We start from the raw sequence: 15,799 nt of genomic DNA on the forward strand, positions 1-15,799 counted from the left end.
CCGCGCAAGATTATTCCTGCGTTTCCATTTGGACGATTATTTTCAACCGGGGGAGTGTTATGGGTTTCATCAAATTTACCAAAGGTACCGCGTTGAGCGACAAGGACCGCAAGGCCCTCCTGAAGCTGCTGAGTGCCGAGAAGAAGAAGCTGCAGTCCGCCCTGAAGGACGTCGATGCCAGCCTGTCGGTGCTGAGCGGCGCGAAGAAAGCCAAGAAGAAGAAGAAGTAAGATTCGTCGGCCGGGACGCCGTACGACTCTTCAGGCTTCACTTTCGGACATGGGCCGCTCGTGTATCGAGCCGGGGTCTCGCACAAGCTTGCGCCTGTAAACCGGCCTGCAAATCGACAAGAAATCGCCCGGGTGGACCGCTAGAAGCGGTCTGCTTGGATGATTCTTGCTCAGTTGTTTCTTCCGTCGGGGCCGGGGATTTTCCCTCGGCCTGACGCAATAGGCCCCAATTGATGGCGGACGACAGAATTGAACTCTTTGTCGGACTGATCGAGTCCATTGACGTGCCGGGCGCGGTCGATACGTGCCGACGGCTGCTTTCGGTGGACGAACGGGCGCGGGCCGATCGCTTCATGTTCGAGCGGCATCGACGGCAGTATATTTTCGCGCACGCCATGCTGCGCCTGGCGCTGTCGCAGGTCGCCTCCAACGTCGCTCCCTCCGACTGGTCCTTTGGAGCCGGGCGCTACGGGCGGCCGTTTGTCGCAGCGCCCGCGACCTCGACCGCGCTGCATTTCAGCCTGTCTCACGCCGACGGCTGCGTCGCCTGCGTCGTGTCGAGGCATGAGACCGTCGGCGTCGACGTCGAAACCGTGTCGCGGCGGGTGGCGCCGCTGTCCACTGCGCTTCGCTTCTTTGCGCCGGAGGAGGTCGAAACGCTGCGCGGACTGCCGGAGCCGGCCGCGATCGAGCGCTTCTTCGACTATTGGACGCTCAAGGAGGCCTATCTGAAGGCCAGGGGCTTTGGGCTCAATTTGCCGCTCGACGCCTTCGCGATGCAGGTGTCGCGCGAGGGCATCGAGATCAGCTTCAAGCCCGATATCGCCGACGATCCCGACGGCTGGCGCTTTTCGCTGTGCTCGCCGTCGCCCTCTCATCGCCTCGCGATCGCCGACGGCTCCCGCGCGAACGGCGGCCTTCCCATCAGCCGCAATGCCTGGCCGCTCCAGGAAGCGGCTGAATGACGTCGCCGCGGCTGCGCGTCTTTCCGGCGATTTCGCGCAACCGCGACCCCGGGACATATGTCGGCGAGCTGATGCGGGTCGCGCAGTTCGCCGACCGCAACGGTTTCGAGGGCGTTCTGCTGTTCGAAGGCAACGACGTGTTCGTCGAGCCCTGGGCGATGGCCCAGCACATCATGGCAGGGACGGTGCGATCTTCGCCGCTGATCGCCGTCAATCCGGTCTACATGCACCCGTTCACGGCGGCGAAATTCGTCTCGTCCCTTGCGCAGCTCCACGGCCGCAAGGTCTATCTCAACATGATCACGGGGACGGCGGTCAGCGACTTGCACGGCCTCGGCGACGACCAGTCGCATGCGGACCGCTATATCAGGCTCGGCGAATTCGTGGAGCTGATGCGCCAGTTGCTGGCAAGTCCGCGGCCGGTCAGTTTCGAGGGGCGCTTCTACCGCGCGCACCACCTGCAACTGCGACCGCGCCTGCCGCCAGAGCTGATGCCGGAATTCCTGATCGCAGGCCAATCCGAGGCAGCCCAGCGGGCGGCGGAGCAAGCGGGCTGCATCAAGATGCAGATGCTGCCGCCCGAGCTCGATCGCGAGCTCCACTCGCCCGGCATGAATTTCGGCATCTTCGCCCGCGAGGGACGCGAGGAGGCGCGGCAGGCCGCCAAGCTGCGTTTCCGCGACAACCCCGACGATCGCGAGCTGCTCGTGCTGACCATGGAGAACACTGATTCCGTGTGGAAGCGGCACCTCTATGACGGCCAGAGCGGCGAGCTCCGGGATAATGGCTACTGGCTGCTGCCATTCCTGACCTTCCAGGCCGATTGCCCCTATCTCGTCGGCAGCTACGAGGAGATCGGCGCGAGGCTGAAGGCGTTTGCGGCAAAAGGCCTGACCACGATCATGCTCGACATGGTCGCCGACGAATCCGAGATGCAGCACGTCTGCAAGGCGCTCGCGGCGAGCGGGATGTTCTAGCTATCACACTCGCCGTCATGGCCGGGCAACGCGGGGAGAGGTGAAGACCCCTCACCGCGCCTCTTCGAATCCCGCCAGCACCGAGGTCAGGTTCGCGCCCAGAATATCCGAGAGGTAGCCGCCCTCCTGCACGAACACGGTCGGCAGGCCCATCCTCGCGATGGCCTGGCCGATACGGCGGAAGCCCGGCGTGGTGACGGCCAATCCCTTGAGCGGATCGTGCTCGGAGGCGTCTAGGCCGAGCGCGATGACGAGGGCCCCGGGAGCAAAGGACTCGATTGCCTTGCGCGCAACGTCCAGCGACTGCATGTAGCCGTCGTCGCCGGTGCCGATGGCCAGCGGGATGTTGAGATTGGTGCCAAGGCCGGGTCCTTCGCCGCGTTCATGGGCATAGCCCCACACGTATGGATAATAAGCGATCGGATCGGCATGAATCGAGATCGTGTAGACGTCGGGCCGGGCGTAGAAGATGCCTTGCGTGCCGTTGCCGTGATGGACGTCGACGTCGAGGATCACGACGCGCTCGTGCTTCTGCCGCAGATGCGCTGCGGCAATCGCGCTGTTGTTGAGGAAGCAGAAGCCGCCGGCCATGTCGCGATAGGCGTGGTGACCGGGCGGACGGCAGAGCGCATAGGTCGCGTCCTCGCCATCCATCACCATCTGCGCGGCGGTGACCGCAACGTCCGTCGCGGCACAGGCCGCGGCCCAAGTGCCCGGACCGATCGGCGCCGCGGTGTCGGCGGTGTGCCAGCCGAGCTTGCCGACGATGTGGGTCGGATAGGTCCCGGCATGCCGCACCGGATGGATGTTGCCGATCATCTCCGGGCCGGAATCGCCGAGCGCGGTCCAGGCGTCCCAGGCTTCGCTCAGGAACGACAGATATTCCGGACTGTGAATGCGCGCGCGCGGCCCCTGCCCGAATTTGGTCGGCTCAACCAGTTGGTGCTTGCCGTCCTTCAATCCCTTGAGCAGGCGGTCGGCACGCTCGGGTTGCTCGGTGGTGCGCTTGACGACGCCGCGGACCAGGAAGAATTGCGGATCGTGGCTGCGGTGCAGTTCGGTATGGACGGCCTTCACTCAAACACTCCGTGCTCGCATGCTCTTAAGGGGCGCCGTAGATGTCTTGATCCCCACGGCGGCAAGATGCAAGCAAGAAGAATGCCGCATCAGCCCGCGCGGCTCTGCGCCGGAAGCAGATCGTCCTCTAGCAGCGCCCGCGCTGGAGACAGTGCTCGCGGCCCTGCTGATCGGTGCGGAAGGACTCGATGAAGCCGCCTTGACGCTGGGTGACGAAGACGGTCTTGCCGTCGCTGCCGCCGAAGGCGAGGTTGGTCGGCTCCTTGGCTTTGAGCGCGATCTCCCGCTCGACCGCGCCATTGGGCTTCACCAGCGCAACCGTCCCTTTGAGAATACGCGCGACATAGAGACGACCGGCAATGTCGGTGCGCAAGCCATCGACGGTGTCGGGCTGAAACGCCTTGACCAGCTTCGCAGCCGTCAGCTCGTTGCCGTTGATCGCATAGGACCAGATCTGGCCGCTGCTGGATTCCCCGACATAGAGCGTCTTGCCGTCCGGGCTGAGATCGATGCCGTTGGTGGTACCCATCGCGCGCGGCGCCAACATCACTTGTCCCTGCACGGTGCCGTCGGCCGCTTTCGCGATCCGCCAGATGTGGCCTTCCCTGCCCTTCCAGTTCGGGTCGCTCGCATAGATCGTGCCGTCGCGGGCGATCGTGATGTCGTTGGGCTGGTTCATCTCGTCGGAGTGAAACCAGATGCCCGGCTGGGTGGCCCCCTTTGGAATCGCGAAGATGTTGTGCTTCTTGTAGTCGGCGATGAACATGGTGCCGCTCGCATCGAAGCGGATGGCGTTGCCGACACTGCCCTCGGGAAGCTGCGTGAAGGGCTCCGACGCCGCACCGCCCGCAGGCAGCCTGCCGATGGTGCCGGCCTTGCCGAGATTGACCACGAACAGATTGCCCTCGAGGTCGGCTGCGGGTCCCTCGATGCCGAAGGTGTATTCGCCGGCGGGCGTCACCTGCACGCTTTCGAACAATCTCGTCTCCGCTTGCGCGGATCCCGCCGCAACGAGGAAGAGGACGCTACTGCACAGGCACCAGAAATTCCTGCCGAATGTAATAGCCATCGCCGTCGGTGCACTCGCCATTCAGATAGGGATCGGCCGGCCGGAAGAATCGGCTGAAGCCGGGTTTGTCTACAGCGCTCCTTTGTGTCACGACCACGACCTTTGCGGCCGGTATTTCGCCGCATTCCCTGTTGGTCTTGCCAAAGAACTTGCGCTGCGGCGGGCCGGGCCTGATCCGCATCCGCGTGCCCGGAACCATCTTCGCAACGAGCAAGTCCATCGTGTCGAGCAGGCGCGTGTAGCCGGGCTCGGTCTTCGGCAGGCTCTCCCCGCCCGGCGGCATCAGCTTCTCCGCGCCCATGCCGCGCAGGCGCGTGCGCAGCCTGCCGGCATCGGGATCGCCCGGATAGATCCAGCCGTCCTGGCTGAGCATGAAGCGGAGCACGGCCCCGTCCTTTTCTGCGTCCGACTGGCCCGGCTTCAAACCGAAATCGGAGTGGCAGCCGACGCAATGCTTCTCGACGAGGACTTTGCGCAGCGTGGTCAGCCGGCTGCTGTTCTGCGCATCCCTGGCGACGAAGGTCGCGAGCTGGTCGATCATCGCCTGGCTGCGCATGTCGCAGGGCAGCGGCGGTGGCGGATCACCCGCTGCACGATCGATGCGGATCACGGTCTGGTTCTTGTCCTCGACCAGCCAGATGGCGCCGTCCTCCGCGACCGTCATGCCGACCGGCGCGCCTTGCGGCCGCGCGCCGTTGACGCGGTGCCAGCCCGCGATCAACTCATCGAACGGCGCGGCAGCCACCTCGCCGGCAGCCGTCTGAAAGTTGCGCGTCGGCTCCGCCGCGCAACTGACGTGATAGCGCACCGGCGCGGTGACGGGCCTCGGAAAGCCGTGGTCGTCGACGTCGTAGACCAGCAGACGGCTGCCGGTCGGACGATAGCCGTGCAGGCCGACCAGCAGCTTGCCCTCCAGCTCCGGGAATTTCGTGCCGCGATAATAGAGCATCGCGAGCGGCGCCCCGTGCGGCGGCAGTAGCGAGAGCGGCGGCTTGTAGAGCGCGCTGGCCGTGCAGAGCGACTTGTAGACCCCGCTTTGCAGCACGTTTCTGAACTCGGGGCTCGGCGTCGACACATCGTAGCAATAGGGCCAGCCATAATGCCTGCCCTGCTCGATTGCGTTGATCTCCTCGTTCGGCTTGAAGATATCCGGCAAGTCGCGGCTGTTTTCGCCCTGCAGGAAGGCATAGCCGGCGTCGGGAAAACCGGGATGCAGGGCCAGGGCCATCGAGTTGCGCAAGCCGCGCGCATGGACGGTGTGCGGCGGATCGGCATCGCCTGGTTTCAGCGCCGGGAAGACGCCGCCCGCAGGCGGCACGAACAGCCAGATCGATGCCAAGGCGGACGCGCCCTCGGCCGCCGCGCAAGGCCTCGTGATCGGCGCCGGCGTGATGCAGTCGTCGCTGTGCGAGCCGACATTGACGAATAGCCGCCCGGTCCTGTCGAAGACGAACTGCTTGAGCGGATGCGCACTCTCCTCGATCCGGGTGCCGTCGGGCAGCGCGATCCGGCGCCCGGGCATGTGACGGATGATGGTCTCGACGGTGCCGCGCGGATTGTCGGCGAGCGGATCGAACCGGAAGATCGTCTCGGCGGTCGAGGCATAGAGCCTCCCGTCCGGACCGACCGCGAGGCCGAACGGATATTCGATTCCCGCGAGAAGTTCCTTGAGCCGCCCGCCCTGTGGCGCACGCGGATCGAGCAGCAGCAGCCGTCCGTCGGTGCGGCCCCAGCCCCCCATATCGGCCACCACGAACAGGTCGCGGCCCGGCACCTGGACGATCGCGCGTGGAAACTTGAGGTGATCCGCTTCGCTGGCGACGAGGCCGGCGCAAAAGCCAGCCTTCATGTCGATCTTGATCCTGGGAAATGCGAGATCACCGTTGCCGCAGGTGTCCGCGCCGATCGCATAGCCGCTCCGGAGCGGCTCCGATGACGCCACCGAGATGTGCCCAAGCAGGGCGGCGAAAGCCCACGCCGAGGCACACGCCAAGGCCTCCGCACATGCGCGCAGCCTTCGGCATTCGCGCTTGGATGTGAAATGGCTCACGGCGGCCCCCAAAACTTCCCGCGAATGGTGTTCCATGACGGGAAAACGCCGTCCAGCTCAAGATCACCCGCCTGTGATTAAACCTCTAACGACCTTGGGACCGACCAATATCCGTAAATTCCCTTACCGGGTTCGACCCGAATGTTTCGCGAAGGCCTCGGGTGGTATCGGTTTGCCACCCCAGTTGCTCCCCCAGGAGGCGGATATGGTCCAGGTCTATTTCCACTGCTCCAACACCGAGGGCACCCTGATCGACCGCTACGGCGCCGCCGTGTCCAATCTCACTGAGGCGCGCGACCGTGCCTCTCAGATCATGCGATCGATGATCCTGACGCCGAGCAGCGAAGACTGGCGCGACTGGGTGATCCATGTCAGCGACGATGATGGCGAAGAGATTTTCGATCTGCCCTTCACCGCCATGCTCGGCAAGCCCCATTGAGGTGATGCCATGCTGATCGCTTCCCTGAGCCTGCTCCGCCAGCCTCTGAACTTCGTCGCCGCCAGATGGCAGACCTTGATGAAGGTCGCAGGCAATCCGTACCGCCCCGAGCTTCACTACATGCGCGGACCTGGCCCGAAATGGCGCGCCAAGTACCAGGCCAGCCGAGTGAACCGCGCGCTCTGACGGACTGCGGCTGCGCTGCTTCCTCGTTAATCTCAGTCTCTCCTTCGTCATGGCCGGGCTTGTCCCGGCCATTCACGTTTTTGGCGCGATTCAAAGACGTGGATGCCCGGGCCTTCGCCTCGCCGAACTGGCTTCGGCTACGCAGGCGGGACAAGCCCGGGCGAGATGAGTGGGGCGAGTGTGCCGCCCCTCACCGCCCGGTAAACCTGGCCTTGCGCTTCTCGACGAAGGCATTGCGGCCTTCGATCGCATCGGCGGTCTTGCGAACCACGGCCTGCAGTTCGATCTCGCGGCGGAACTGCGCTTCGTAGGTCGCATGCTCGCTCTCATCGACGAGCAGGCGCGTTGCCACCAAAGCGCGCGTTGGGCCGTCGGCGAGGCGGCGCGCCAGGGCGAGCGCCTCCTCCATCAGCATGGCATCGTCGACCACCTGCCGCACCAGGCCGATCTCCTCGGCACGTTCGGCCGTGAGCGGCTCGTTCAGCAGCATCAGCTCGAGCGCGCGCTGCCGGCCGATCAACCGCGGCAGCAGCCAGGTCGAGCCGAGATCCGGCACCAGAGCGATGCGGCTGAACACCTGGATGAAGCTCGCCGACCGGGCCGCGACGATCATGTCGCCGGCCATCGCAAGACTGAAGCCGCCGCCGGCAGCGACGCCATTGACGGCGACGACGACGGGCACCCGGCATTCGCGCAGCGCCCTGAAGGCCGGCCAGTAGAAGCGCATGACGCCGGCCGCGATGTCTTCGCCGAGCGCCTCCGATGCTTTCAAATCTGTCCCGAGCAAAAACCGCGCCCGGCGCCGGTGAGGATCAGGGCGCGGATGCCTTCGTCCTGCGTCATCTCGCCGATGGCCGCGGCGAGTGCGCCGAGCAGGTCCGGCGTCATCGCGTTCAGGCTGGCCGGTTCGTCGAGCGTCAGGATTCCGACCGCGCCATCCCGCGCCTGTTTCACACCTGCCATGTCGCGTCTCCCTTTCGATGTTCTCGTTGGCCGCAATGTGCCATTGTCCGCGCGCTCCGCCCATGCAGAGCCCCGACGTCAACGCAGCACACAAGACGACATCATGCCTCATCAGTTCAGCCTCAACCAAATCGTCCGCAAACCCGCAGTCACGTCCAAAGGCGGCATCGTCGCCTCGCAATCGCGGCGGGCGGCCGAAGTCGGGGCGCAGGTGCTCGCCGCAGGCGGCGACTGCGTGGACGCGATCGTGGCAACGACCATGGCGCTGAACGTGCTGGAGCCCTGGAACAGCGGTATCGGCGGCGGCGGTGCGATGGTGCTCTACCGCGCCAAGGAAAATCGCACCGAGGTGATCGACTATGGCATGTGCGCGCCGCAAAGCCTCCGCTTGGCCGACTATCCGCTCAGCGGCGAAGGCGCTGCTTCCGATCTCTTCCCCTGGCCGCGGGTGAAGGATGATCGCAACATCCATGGCCCCGGCTCGATTGCCGTGCCCGGCGTCGTCGCCGGGATGGAGGAGGCACATCGCCGCTACGCCAGGATGCCGTGGAAGGATCTGGTCGCGCCGGCAGCCAGGCTCGCCGGTGAAGGCCTGCTGGTCGATTGGTGGACCACGGTGACGATCTCGGGCTCGGCCGCCGATCTCAGGCGCTACCCCGCCAGCGCGGCGGCATTCCTGAAAGACGGGCTGCCGCCGACCGCGCCATGGGGCATCAAGGCCGAGACGCGCCTGCCGCAGGACACGCTGAAAGCGACGCTGTCGCATCTTGCCGAGGCCGGGCCGCGCGATTTCTACCAGGGTGACCTCGCCAGGAGCATCGCCTCCGACATCAAGGCCGATGGCGGGTCGCTGTCGGTCGAGGACCTCGCCGCCTTCCGCGCGCATGTGCGCGAGCCGCTGGCGATCCCGTATCGCGACGGCAAGGTATATGCGACGCCCGAGCTCACGGCCGGGCCCACCATGGCGCACGCGCTGCGGCTGTTGCAGCAGAGCCTGAATCCGGCAAGCGCGCCGGACGCGGCCGCCTATGTCGAATACGCTCTTGCTCTGCAGGCCGCCTTCCGCGAGCGGCTCAAGGACATGGGCGATGCCGACGGCAAGCGCTCGCTCGGTGCCGAATATCTGGCGCCCGCCTGCACCACGCATTTCTCCGTGGTCGACCGGCACGGCAACATTGCCGCGGTGACGCAGACGCTGCTCTCGTCCTTTGGCTCGAGATATGTGACGCCGCATACCGGCGTCGCCATGAACAACGGCATCATGTGGTTCGACCCGACGCCCGGCACGACCAACTCGCTCGCGCCCGGCAAGCGCTGCCTTTGCAACTACACGCCTGTCATCGTCGAGACGAAGGATGGCAAGCGTCTCGCCGTCGGCGCATCCGGCGGACGCCGCATCCTGCCCTCCGTGATGCAGCTCGTCTCCTTCGTGATGGATTTCGGCATGGATCTCGACGCGGCCATTCACCAGCCGCGTATCGACGCCAGCGAGGGTGCGGTCGTGATCGGCGATGCTCGACTGCCGGAGGACGTGCGCAAGGCACTCGCCGCGCGCTTCGACTATGAAGAGACCCGCGTGCAGGCCTTGCCGCAGAAATTCGCCTGCCCGAGCGTGGTGATGCGCGAGGGCGATACGAATTTTGGCGCGGTCGAGATCTTTCAGCCTTGGGCTGACGCGGTCGCAGAAGGCTGAGTCCGCATCCGAGTTGTTGCCAGCGCGCGTTGAGCACTCGCGCGACTACGCATCCAGGCGAGCGTCACGACTCCTCCACATTCGCAGGGAACTTAGCTGCGCATAGTTCGTTCGCTCAACGGACAAATGCGCTCGCCCCAGTGGAGGACATGATGAAGAAACTTGCGCTCGCCGCGTCGCTGATCATTGCAGCCGGCTTTACATTGACCAGCCCTGCATTGGCCAAGGGCGGCCATGGCGGCGGTCACGGACACGGTCATGGTCACGGTCATAAGATAGGCCATCATTATCATGGCACGCCTCCCGGATGGTCGCGCGGACGCAAGGTCGGCTGGCGCGGTTACAGCTGCCCGCCGGGCCTATGGAAGCAGGGCCGCTGCTGAGGCTCTATCCGAATCGCATGCAAGGCGTCGCCCCCTGACGGGGCGGCGCCTTCTCATATGCCGAGCCGGTCGCGCACGCGGCCCGCGATCACCGCGGTCGTCACCCCGACCGGCCAGAATGCGTGCATCGGGATCGGCTTGATGCCGGTGACGGGCATATCGATCTCGGCCTTGGGGCCGCCGATCAGGCGGCGCGCGAGCTGCGCGCCCATCGCGGTCGAGAGCGCGACGCCACGGCCATTGCAGCCGAGCGAGATCAGGATGTTCTCTGCGGGCTCGTGCACGTGGGGATAATGATCCCCGGTGATGGCGAGCCGGCTGTTCCAACCATGCGTCCAGGCCACGCCCTTGAGCTGCGGCCACAGCCGCTCGGCATAGCGCATGAGATAGGCGACGTCGGACGGCGAGTTGATCCAGCGCATCGGGCCTCGGCCGCCCATCAACAGACGATTGTGCTGATCGATGCGATAATAGACCGTGATGTGGCCGCTCTCGTAGAGCACCGGACGCGTCGGCATGATCGAACGAGCCACCTCGTCCGACAACGGCGCGGTGGCGGCGATCGAGGAAAACACCGGCACGATGGTGCGGCGGAGCGCAGGCCAGAGATCGTCGGTGAAACCGTTGGTCGCGAGCAGGACCTTGTCCGCATGGACCACGGCGCGCGGCGTCTCGATGCGCCAGCGCGAGCCGTCGCGACGCAGTGACAATGCCGGTGTCTCGCCAAAGACCTTCGCGCCCGCCGAAATCGCGGCGCGCGCAAGGCCGCGGGCATAGCTGAGCGGATGCAGGTCGCCGCCGCGGGTATCCAGCATGGCACCGATGTAGCGGTCGGTGCCGGTCATCTCGCGCAGCTGCTCGCGGTTCAGGTAGGTCACCGGCATGCCGCGGCGGATGCATTGCTGCGCGGTCTGTTCGATCGCCGCGGCGCTGGCCTCGTGATAGGCCGCGCGCAGCGTGCCGTTCTGCCGTGCCTCGCACGGAATCTGGTAACGGCGGATCAGATCGTGCGTGAAGTTCGTGGTGCCATAGGAGAAGTCGATCATGCGGCGGCCGAGTTCGGTGCCGAAATCCGCCTCGATTTGATCAGGGTCGTGCTTCAGCCCGGGGTTGGTGTGGCCGCCATTGTTGCCGGACGCGCCCCAGCCGGGCTCCTGCGCCTCCAGCACCAGCGCCTCGACGCCCTGCTCTGCCAGATGCAATGCCGTGGAGAGGCCGGTGTAGCCGCCGCCGACGATCGCGACGGAGACATCCTTGTCGACGTCGAGCGGCGGCGTGGTGACCGGCGCGACGGCGGTGTCGGCATAGACGGAAGGCGGCAGAGGAAGGCGCGCAGGCATGGCAAGGACCGGTCAGAGCGGATGCAGCACACGCCGCAAAAAATCCTGCGTGCGCGGATGCTGGGGTTGATTGAGCAGCGCCTTGGCCGGCCCCTGCTCGACGATGATTCCGCCGTCGATGAACAGCACACGGTCGGCGACATCGCGGGCAAATCCCATCTCGTGGGTGACGACGACCATGGTCATGCCGTCGTCGGCGAGCTTGCGCATCACGCCAAGAACGTCGCCGACCAGTTCAGGATCGAGCGCCGAGGTCGGCTCGTCGAACAGGATGGCTTTTGGCTGCATCGCCAACGCCCGCGCGATCGCGACGCGCTGCTGCTGGCCGCCGGAGAGCTGCGGCGGATGTGCATCGGCCTTCTCTGCAAGCCCGACCTGGGCAAGCAGGGCGCGGCCGCGCTCCAGCACTTGCGTACGAGGCTCCTTCTTCACATAGAGCGGCCCTTCGACGACGTTCTCAAGGACCGTGCGATGCGGGAACAGGTTGAAGCGCTGGAACACCATCGAGACCTGGGTTCGGATGGCCACGATCGACGGCGCATCGCGGTCGACCTTCAATCCCTCGACGCTGATCTCGCCGCGGTCGTAGCTCTCGAGCCCGTTGATACAGCGCAGGATGGTGGACTTGCCGGAGCCGGAAGGACCGACGATGCAGACCACCTCGCCCTTCTCGACCTTCGCATTGATGCCCTTGAGCACCTCGACCTTGCCAAAGCTCTTGTGGATGTCCTTCAGCTCGATCATCGCTTGCCGGCCCGCTTCTCGAAGTGACGGACCAGCAGGATCAGGGGAATGCTCATGGTGAGATACATCAGCGCCACCAGCGTAAACACGCTGGTGTTCTTGAAGGTCGAGGACGCGATCAGCTTGCCCTGCAGCGCGAGCTCGGCGACCGTAATGGTGGAGGCCTGCGAGGAATCCTTCAGCATCATGATCATGACGTTGCCGTAAGGCGGCAGCACGATGCGCACCGCCTGCGGCAGCACCACGCGGCGCATGGTGAGCCACCAGCCCATGCCGATCGACTGCGCCGCCTCGATCTGCCCCTTGTCGATCGCCTCGATGCCGGCGCGGAAATTTTCGGCCTGATAGGCCGAATAGGCGATGCCAAGCCCGAGGATCGCGGCCTGCAGGGCCGACAAGGTGACGCCGAGATCGGGCATCACGAAGTAAAGGTAGAACAACAGCACGATGATGGGGATGCCGCGGATCACGTTGATCAGGCTGGCGCTGAGCATCGACAGCGCCTTGATGCCGGAGACCCGCATCATCGCCCAGACGAGGCCCAGCACCGTGGACAGCAGCAGCGAGCCGATGGTGACGACGATCGTCAGCGCGACGCCGTTCAGCAGAATCGGGAAGAACTCGGCGGCGTCGCGCCAAAAGCCTTTCATCTGATAGCCTGGCCTCTGGCGATCAACCTTGCGCCTTCAGGCCCCATTTATCGAGGATCTTGTCGATGGTGCCGTTGGCCTTCAGCTTCGCGAGCGAGGCATTGATCTTGCCGAGCAGCGCCGTCTCGCCCTTGCGCACGCCGATGCCGACCGAGCCGACGGTGACGGGCTTGTAGCCGTCGACGAGGCGCACCTCGGGGAAGCCGCCCTGCTTCAGATTGTAGGCGAGGATCGGATAATCGGCGTAGCCGGCCTTGAGACGGCCGGTGTTCACGTCGCGCAGGATGTCGGGAATGGTGTCGTAGGCCTTGACGTCCGCGAACAGGCCGGACTTCTTCAGCGCATCGACGAAGGCGGTGCCGACCTGAGCGCCGACCGTCTCGCCCTTCAAATCGTCCTGCGTGGCGTAAGCCTTGGTGTCGCCCTTGGGCACCACGAGCCCTTCGCCGTAGGTATAGATCGGATCGGAGAAGTCGACGACCTCTTTCCGCGGCGGCGTGATGAACATCGCAGCCGCGATGATGTCGATCTTGCTCGAGGTCAGCGACGGGATCAGCGCCGAGAACTGCATCGGCTCGATCTGGACGTTGAAGCCGGCGTCCTTGCCGATCTCGGTGATGAGATCGACCATGATGCCCTGGATGGTGTTGGTCTTGGTGTCCAGGAAGGTGAAGGGAATGCCTGTCGGCGTCGAGCCGACCTTCAGCGCCTGCTGCGCCGAAGCCGGCACCACCGCCAGAGCAAGCGCCGCGATCGCGGCCAGACCAAAACGCTTCATCGCATCCCCCTTTGGGTCTGGCCGGTGACGGCGTTTCGCGCATGTCGTGATCAGACATTGCGGGCCAAGCCGTTTCGGCCTATTTTCACCAATATGAAAATTTGGTCACACTTTCGCGAACGATGCAAGTAGTTTTCATGCACATGAAGGAAGCGGTTTGACGTGAGCGGTGGCAAAAGAATGCGCAAACCGGTCGCCGCAAAGCCGGCGAAGCGGGTGAGGGCCAAGGCCGTGATCAATAAGGCCGAGCCCGCGATGGACGTCGAAGTCGGCCGCCGCATCCGGGATCTCCGGCGCGCCAGGCAGTTCTCGCTGGAGACGGTCGCGGCGCGCACGGAGCTTTCGATCGGCTTCCTCAGCCAGATCGAGCGCGGCCTGTCGTCACCGTCCCTGCGGGTCCTGGCCACGCTGGCCGACGTGCTCGGCGTCGGCATCGCCGCCCTGTTCGGTGCAAGTCCGAGCGCCGATGGAGCATCCGATCAGGTCGTGACGCGGGGATCGCAACGCCCCGAGCTGAAGCTCTGGCGCACCGGCGTGTCCAAGCAGCTGCTGAGCCCGGCGAGCACCGACAACAAGCTCAACCTCTTCCTGGTGCATCTGGAGCCGGGCGGCTCCACGGGCGACGAGCTCTACACCCATGACGGCGAGGAAGCCGGGCTCGTGCTCGAGGGCGAGATGATGCTGACGGTGGACAGCGAGACCTGGTCGCTGAAGACCGGCGACAGCTTCCGGTTTGCGAGCCGCAGACCCCACCGGTTTTCAAACCCGGCCGAGGATGCGAAGGCCGTGGTGCTCTGGGTGAATTGCGTGACGGGCTGACAGCGCTCGGTAACGCTGCGCCGCAGAATAAATCCGCGACGTCTCCACACTGTCATTACGAGCGCAGCGAAGCAATCCAGATTCTCCACGGAGACACTCTGGATTGCGTCGTCGCAAGGGCACCTCGCAATGACGGTCGGATAGAGTCTTACCCGAACCGGTGCTTATACCGCTCCACCGACAGCGCACTCACGTCGATGTCCGGCTTCTTGCCGGACAGCGTATCCGCGAGCACGCGTCCCGAACCGCAGGACATGGTCCAGCCGAGCGTGCCGTGGCCGGTGTTGAGGTGGAGGTTGCCGTACTGCGTCGGACCGATCACCGGTGGGCCGTCCGGCGTCATCGGACGCAGGCCGCTCCAGAACGTCGCCTTGGAAAGATCGCCGCCGCGCGGGAACAGATCGGTCAAGGAATGGTCCAGCGTGGCACGGCGCGCATCGTAGAGCTTGTCCGAATAGCCGGAGATTTCCGCGGTGCCGCCGACGCGGATGCGATTGCCGAGGCGCGTGATCGCGACCTTGTAGCTCTCGTCCATCACGGTGGATTCCGGCGCGCCGGAGGCGTCCTTGATCGGCACCGTGATCGAATAGCCCTTCACCGGATAGACCGGCAGCGAAATGCCGAGCGGGGCCACCAGCCGCGACGACCAGCTGCCGAGCGCGAGCACATAGCTATCGGCCTGCAACGTGCCGGCACCGGTCATCACGCCGCTGACGCGCGCACCGTCGGTGACGATGCGGTCGATCGAGGTGTTGAACATGAAGCGCACGCCGAGCGCCTCGGCATGCTTGGCCAGTGCCTGCGTGAACATGTGGCAGTCGCCGGTCTCGTCCTGCGGCAGTCGAAGCCCGCCGACGAATTTTTCCTTCACGCCCGATAGCGCCGGCTCCACCGCAATGCAGCCCTCGCGGCTCAGCACTTCGAACGGAACGCCGTACTGCTTGAGCACGGCGATGTCCTCGGCCGTGCCGTCGAGCTGCGCCTGGTAGCGGAATAGCTGCAGCGTGCCTTGCGCGCGCTCGTCATATTGAATGCCGATGTCGCGTCGCAGGTCGCGCAAGGAGTCGCGGCTGTATTCCGCGATCGGGATCATCCGGCTCTTGTTGACTGCGTACCGCGCGCTGGTGCAGTTGCGCAGCATCTTGAGCAGCCAGACCCACATGACGGGGTCGAGCTTCGGCCGGATCACCAGCGGGCCGTGCTTCATCAGCAGCCACTTCACCGCCTTCACCGGCACGCCGGGGCCGGCCCAGGGCGAGGAATAGCCGGGCGACACCTCGCCGGCATTGGCGAAGGAGGTCTCGAGCGCCGGCTCCGGCTGACGGTCGACGACCGTCACCTCGTGGCCGGCACGTGCGAGGTAGTAGGCAGAGGTGACACCGATGACACCGCTGCCGAGGATCAGAACTTTCACGCTTGGTCCAACTCCCGCGGCA

The 15,799-nt window shown here is 65.2% G+C and carries 16 protein-coding genes and 1 pseudogene; 8 read left to right on the forward strand and 9 right to left on the reverse strand.

Annotated elements, in window-relative coordinates:
• Positions 1–59: 59 nt before the first annotated feature.
• From ACFDR6_RS35095 to ACFDR6_RS35105, 3 genes are all read left to right on the forward strand, one after another.
• Positions 60–230, forward strand: a complete 171-nt coding sequence (locus ACFDR6_RS35095; RefSeq protein WP_375861148.1) for a hypothetical protein — start codon at positions 60–62, stop codon at positions 228–230.
• A gap of 233 nt (positions 231–463) precedes the next feature.
• Positions 464–1,195 (forward strand): 4'-phosphopantetheinyl transferase family protein, encoded by a 732-nt coding sequence (locus tag ACFDR6_RS35100; RefSeq protein WP_212092775.1) that lies wholly within the window; start codon positions 464–466, stop codon positions 1,193–1,195.
• Positions 1,192–2,172, forward strand: coding sequence for an LLM class flavin-dependent oxidoreductase (locus tag ACFDR6_RS35105; RefSeq protein ID WP_375861149.1), 981 nt, complete (start codon positions 1,192–1,194; stop codon positions 2,170–2,172). The genes ACFDR6_RS35100 and ACFDR6_RS35105 overlap by 4 nt, the downstream gene beginning before the upstream one ends.
• Positions 2,173–2,223: 51 nt before the next feature.
• Here ACFDR6_RS35105 and ACFDR6_RS35110 read toward each other — a convergent pair whose 3' ends face one another.
• The 3 genes from ACFDR6_RS35110 to ACFDR6_RS35120 form a co-directional block, all read right to left on the reverse strand.
• The gene (locus ACFDR6_RS35110; protein WP_375861150.1) at positions 2,224–3,249 is read right to left on the reverse strand and encodes a histone deacetylase family protein; all 1,026 of its coding nucleotides are present in this window, start codon (positions 3,247–3,249) and stop codon (positions 2,224–2,226) included.
• A 127-nt stretch (positions 3,250–3,376) separates the two neighbouring features.
• Complete coding sequence (locus ACFDR6_RS35115; protein WP_375861151.1) at positions 3,377–4,318, reverse strand: SMP-30/gluconolactonase/LRE family protein; 942 nt, start codon at positions 4,316–4,318, stop codon at positions 3,377–3,379.
• The gene (locus ACFDR6_RS35120; RefSeq protein WP_375861152.1) at positions 4,275–6,404 is read right to left on the reverse strand and encodes a PQQ-dependent sugar dehydrogenase; all 2,130 of its coding nucleotides are present in this window, start codon (positions 6,402–6,404) and stop codon (positions 4,275–4,277) included. The genes ACFDR6_RS35115 and ACFDR6_RS35120 overlap by 44 nt, the downstream gene beginning before the upstream one ends.
• A gap of 169 nt (positions 6,405–6,573) precedes the next feature.
• On the opposite strand from ACFDR6_RS35120, the gene ACFDR6_RS35125 reads away from it, so the two are divergent.
• Both ACFDR6_RS35125 and ACFDR6_RS35130 read left to right on the forward strand, forming a co-directional pair.
• Positions 6,574–6,807 (forward strand): DUF6894 family protein, encoded by a 234-nt coding sequence (locus tag ACFDR6_RS35125; protein WP_063196867.1) that lies wholly within the window; start codon positions 6,574–6,576, stop codon positions 6,805–6,807.
• A gap of 9 nt (positions 6,808–6,816) precedes the next feature.
• Entirely contained in the window at positions 6,817–6,993 is a 177-nt protein-coding gene (locus ACFDR6_RS35130; RefSeq protein WP_212092780.1) for a hypothetical protein, read from the forward strand.
• Positions 6,994–7,183: 190 nt separating this feature from the next.
• Here ACFDR6_RS35130 and ACFDR6_RS35135 read toward each other — a convergent pair.
• Positions 7,184–7,956, reverse strand: a pseudogene (locus ACFDR6_RS35135) (enoyl-CoA hydratase-related protein).
• A gap of 103 nt (positions 7,957–8,059) precedes the next feature.
• On the opposite strand from ACFDR6_RS35135, the gene ACFDR6_RS35140 reads away from it, so the two are divergent.
• Positions 8,060–9,649 (forward strand): gamma-glutamyltransferase family protein, encoded by a 1,590-nt coding sequence (locus ACFDR6_RS35140; protein ID WP_375861153.1) that lies wholly within the window; start codon positions 8,060–8,062, stop codon positions 9,647–9,649.
• Positions 9,650–9,801: 152 nt separating this feature from the next.
• Entirely contained in the window at positions 9,802–10,032 is a 231-nt protein-coding gene (locus ACFDR6_RS35145) for a hypothetical protein (protein WP_375849287.1), read from the forward strand.
• A gap of 53 nt (positions 10,033–10,085) precedes the next feature.
• Here ACFDR6_RS35145 and ACFDR6_RS35150 read toward each other — a convergent pair whose 3' ends face one another.
• The 4 genes from ACFDR6_RS35150 to ACFDR6_RS35165 are packed head-to-tail and all read right to left on the reverse strand — an operon-like array spanning position 10,086 to position 13,544.
• A complete protein-coding gene (locus tag ACFDR6_RS35150) occupies positions 10,086–11,372 on the reverse strand; it encodes an NAD(P)/FAD-dependent oxidoreductase (protein WP_375861154.1) in 1,287 nt (428 codons plus the stop codon).
• Between the two features lie 12 nt (positions 11,373–11,384).
• A complete protein-coding gene (locus tag ACFDR6_RS35155) occupies positions 11,385–12,116 on the reverse strand; it encodes an amino acid ABC transporter ATP-binding protein (protein WP_375861155.1) in 732 nt (243 codons plus the stop codon).
• Entirely contained in the window at positions 12,113–12,766 is a 654-nt protein-coding gene (locus tag ACFDR6_RS35160; protein WP_212092786.1) for an amino acid ABC transporter permease, read from the reverse strand. The genes ACFDR6_RS35155 and ACFDR6_RS35160 overlap by 4 nt, the downstream gene beginning before the upstream one ends.
• A gap of 22 nt (positions 12,767–12,788) precedes the next feature.
• Entirely contained in the window at positions 12,789–13,544 is a 756-nt protein-coding gene (locus tag ACFDR6_RS35165; protein WP_212092787.1) for an ABC transporter substrate-binding protein, read from the reverse strand.
• A 180-nt stretch (positions 13,545–13,724) separates the two neighbouring features.
• Between ACFDR6_RS35165 and ACFDR6_RS35170 the strand changes: the two genes are divergently transcribed.
• Complete coding sequence (locus ACFDR6_RS35170) at positions 13,725–14,363, forward strand: helix-turn-helix domain-containing protein (protein ID WP_375861156.1); 639 nt, start codon at positions 13,725–13,727, stop codon at positions 14,361–14,363.
• A 148-nt stretch (positions 14,364–14,511) separates the two neighbouring features.
• Here the strand turns inward: ACFDR6_RS35170 and ACFDR6_RS35175 are convergent, their stop codons facing one another.
• Positions 14,512–15,777, reverse strand: coding sequence for a D-amino acid dehydrogenase (locus ACFDR6_RS35175; protein ID WP_375861157.1), 1,266 nt, complete (start codon positions 15,775–15,777; stop codon positions 14,512–14,514).
• Positions 15,778–15,799 lie beyond the last annotated feature (22 nt).

This window comes from Bradyrhizobium tunisiense (assembly GCF_042263385.1).
Classification (GTDB): Bacteria; Pseudomonadota; Alphaproteobacteria; order Rhizobiales; family Xanthobacteraceae; genus Bradyrhizobium; species Bradyrhizobium tunisiense.

What these genes read in the sequence shown, in the direction of transcription:
- ACFDR6_RS35145 (WP_375849287.1), top strand. Translation starts at nt 9,802, where the DNA reads ATGAAGAAACTTGCGCTCGCCGCGTCGCTGATCATTGCAGCCGGCTTT.
- ACFDR6_RS35105 (WP_375861149.1), top strand. Translation starts at nt 1,192, where the DNA reads ATGACGTCGCCGCGGCTGCGCGTCTTTCCGGCGATTTCGCGCAACCGC.
- ACFDR6_RS35170 (WP_375861156.1), top strand. Translation starts at nt 13,725, where the DNA reads ATGCGCAAACCGGTCGCCGCAAAGCCGGCGAAGCGGGTGAGGGCCAAG.
- ACFDR6_RS35155 (WP_375861155.1), bottom strand. Translation starts at nt 12,116, where the DNA reads ATGATCGAGCTGAAGGACATCCACAAGAGCTTTGGCAAGGTCGAGGTG.
- ACFDR6_RS35120 (WP_375861152.1), bottom strand. Translation starts at nt 6,404, where the DNA reads ATGGAACACCATTCGCGGGAAGTTTTGGGGGCCGCCGTGAGCCATTTC.
- ACFDR6_RS35130 (WP_212092780.1), top strand. Translation starts at nt 6,817, where the DNA reads ATGCTGATCGCTTCCCTGAGCCTGCTCCGCCAGCCTCTGAACTTCGTC.
- ACFDR6_RS35125 (WP_063196867.1), top strand. Translation starts at nt 6,574, where the DNA reads ATGGTCCAGGTCTATTTCCACTGCTCCAACACCGAGGGCACCCTGATC.
- ACFDR6_RS35150 (WP_375861154.1), bottom strand. Translation starts at nt 11,372, where the DNA reads ATGCCTGCGCGCCTTCCTCTGCCGCCTTCCGTCTATGCCGACACCGCC.
- ACFDR6_RS35115 (WP_375861151.1), bottom strand. Translation starts at nt 4,318, where the DNA reads ATGGCTATTACATTCGGCAGGAATTTCTGGTGCCTGTGCAGTAGCGTC.
- ACFDR6_RS35160 (WP_212092786.1), bottom strand. Translation starts at nt 12,766, where the DNA reads ATGAAAGGCTTTTGGCGCGACGCCGCCGAGTTCTTCCCGATTCTGCTG.
- ACFDR6_RS35095 (WP_375861148.1), top strand. Translation starts at nt 60, where the DNA reads ATGGGTTTCATCAAATTTACCAAAGGTACCGCGTTGAGCGACAAGGAC.
- ACFDR6_RS35140 (WP_375861153.1), top strand. Translation starts at nt 8,060, where the DNA reads ATGCCTCATCAGTTCAGCCTCAACCAAATCGTCCGCAAACCCGCAGTC.
- ACFDR6_RS35165 (WP_212092787.1), bottom strand. Translation starts at nt 13,544, where the DNA reads ATGAAGCGTTTTGGTCTGGCCGCGATCGCGGCGCTTGCTCTGGCGGTG.
- ACFDR6_RS35100 (WP_212092775.1), top strand. Translation starts at nt 464, where the DNA reads ATGGCGGACGACAGAATTGAACTCTTTGTCGGACTGATCGAGTCCATT.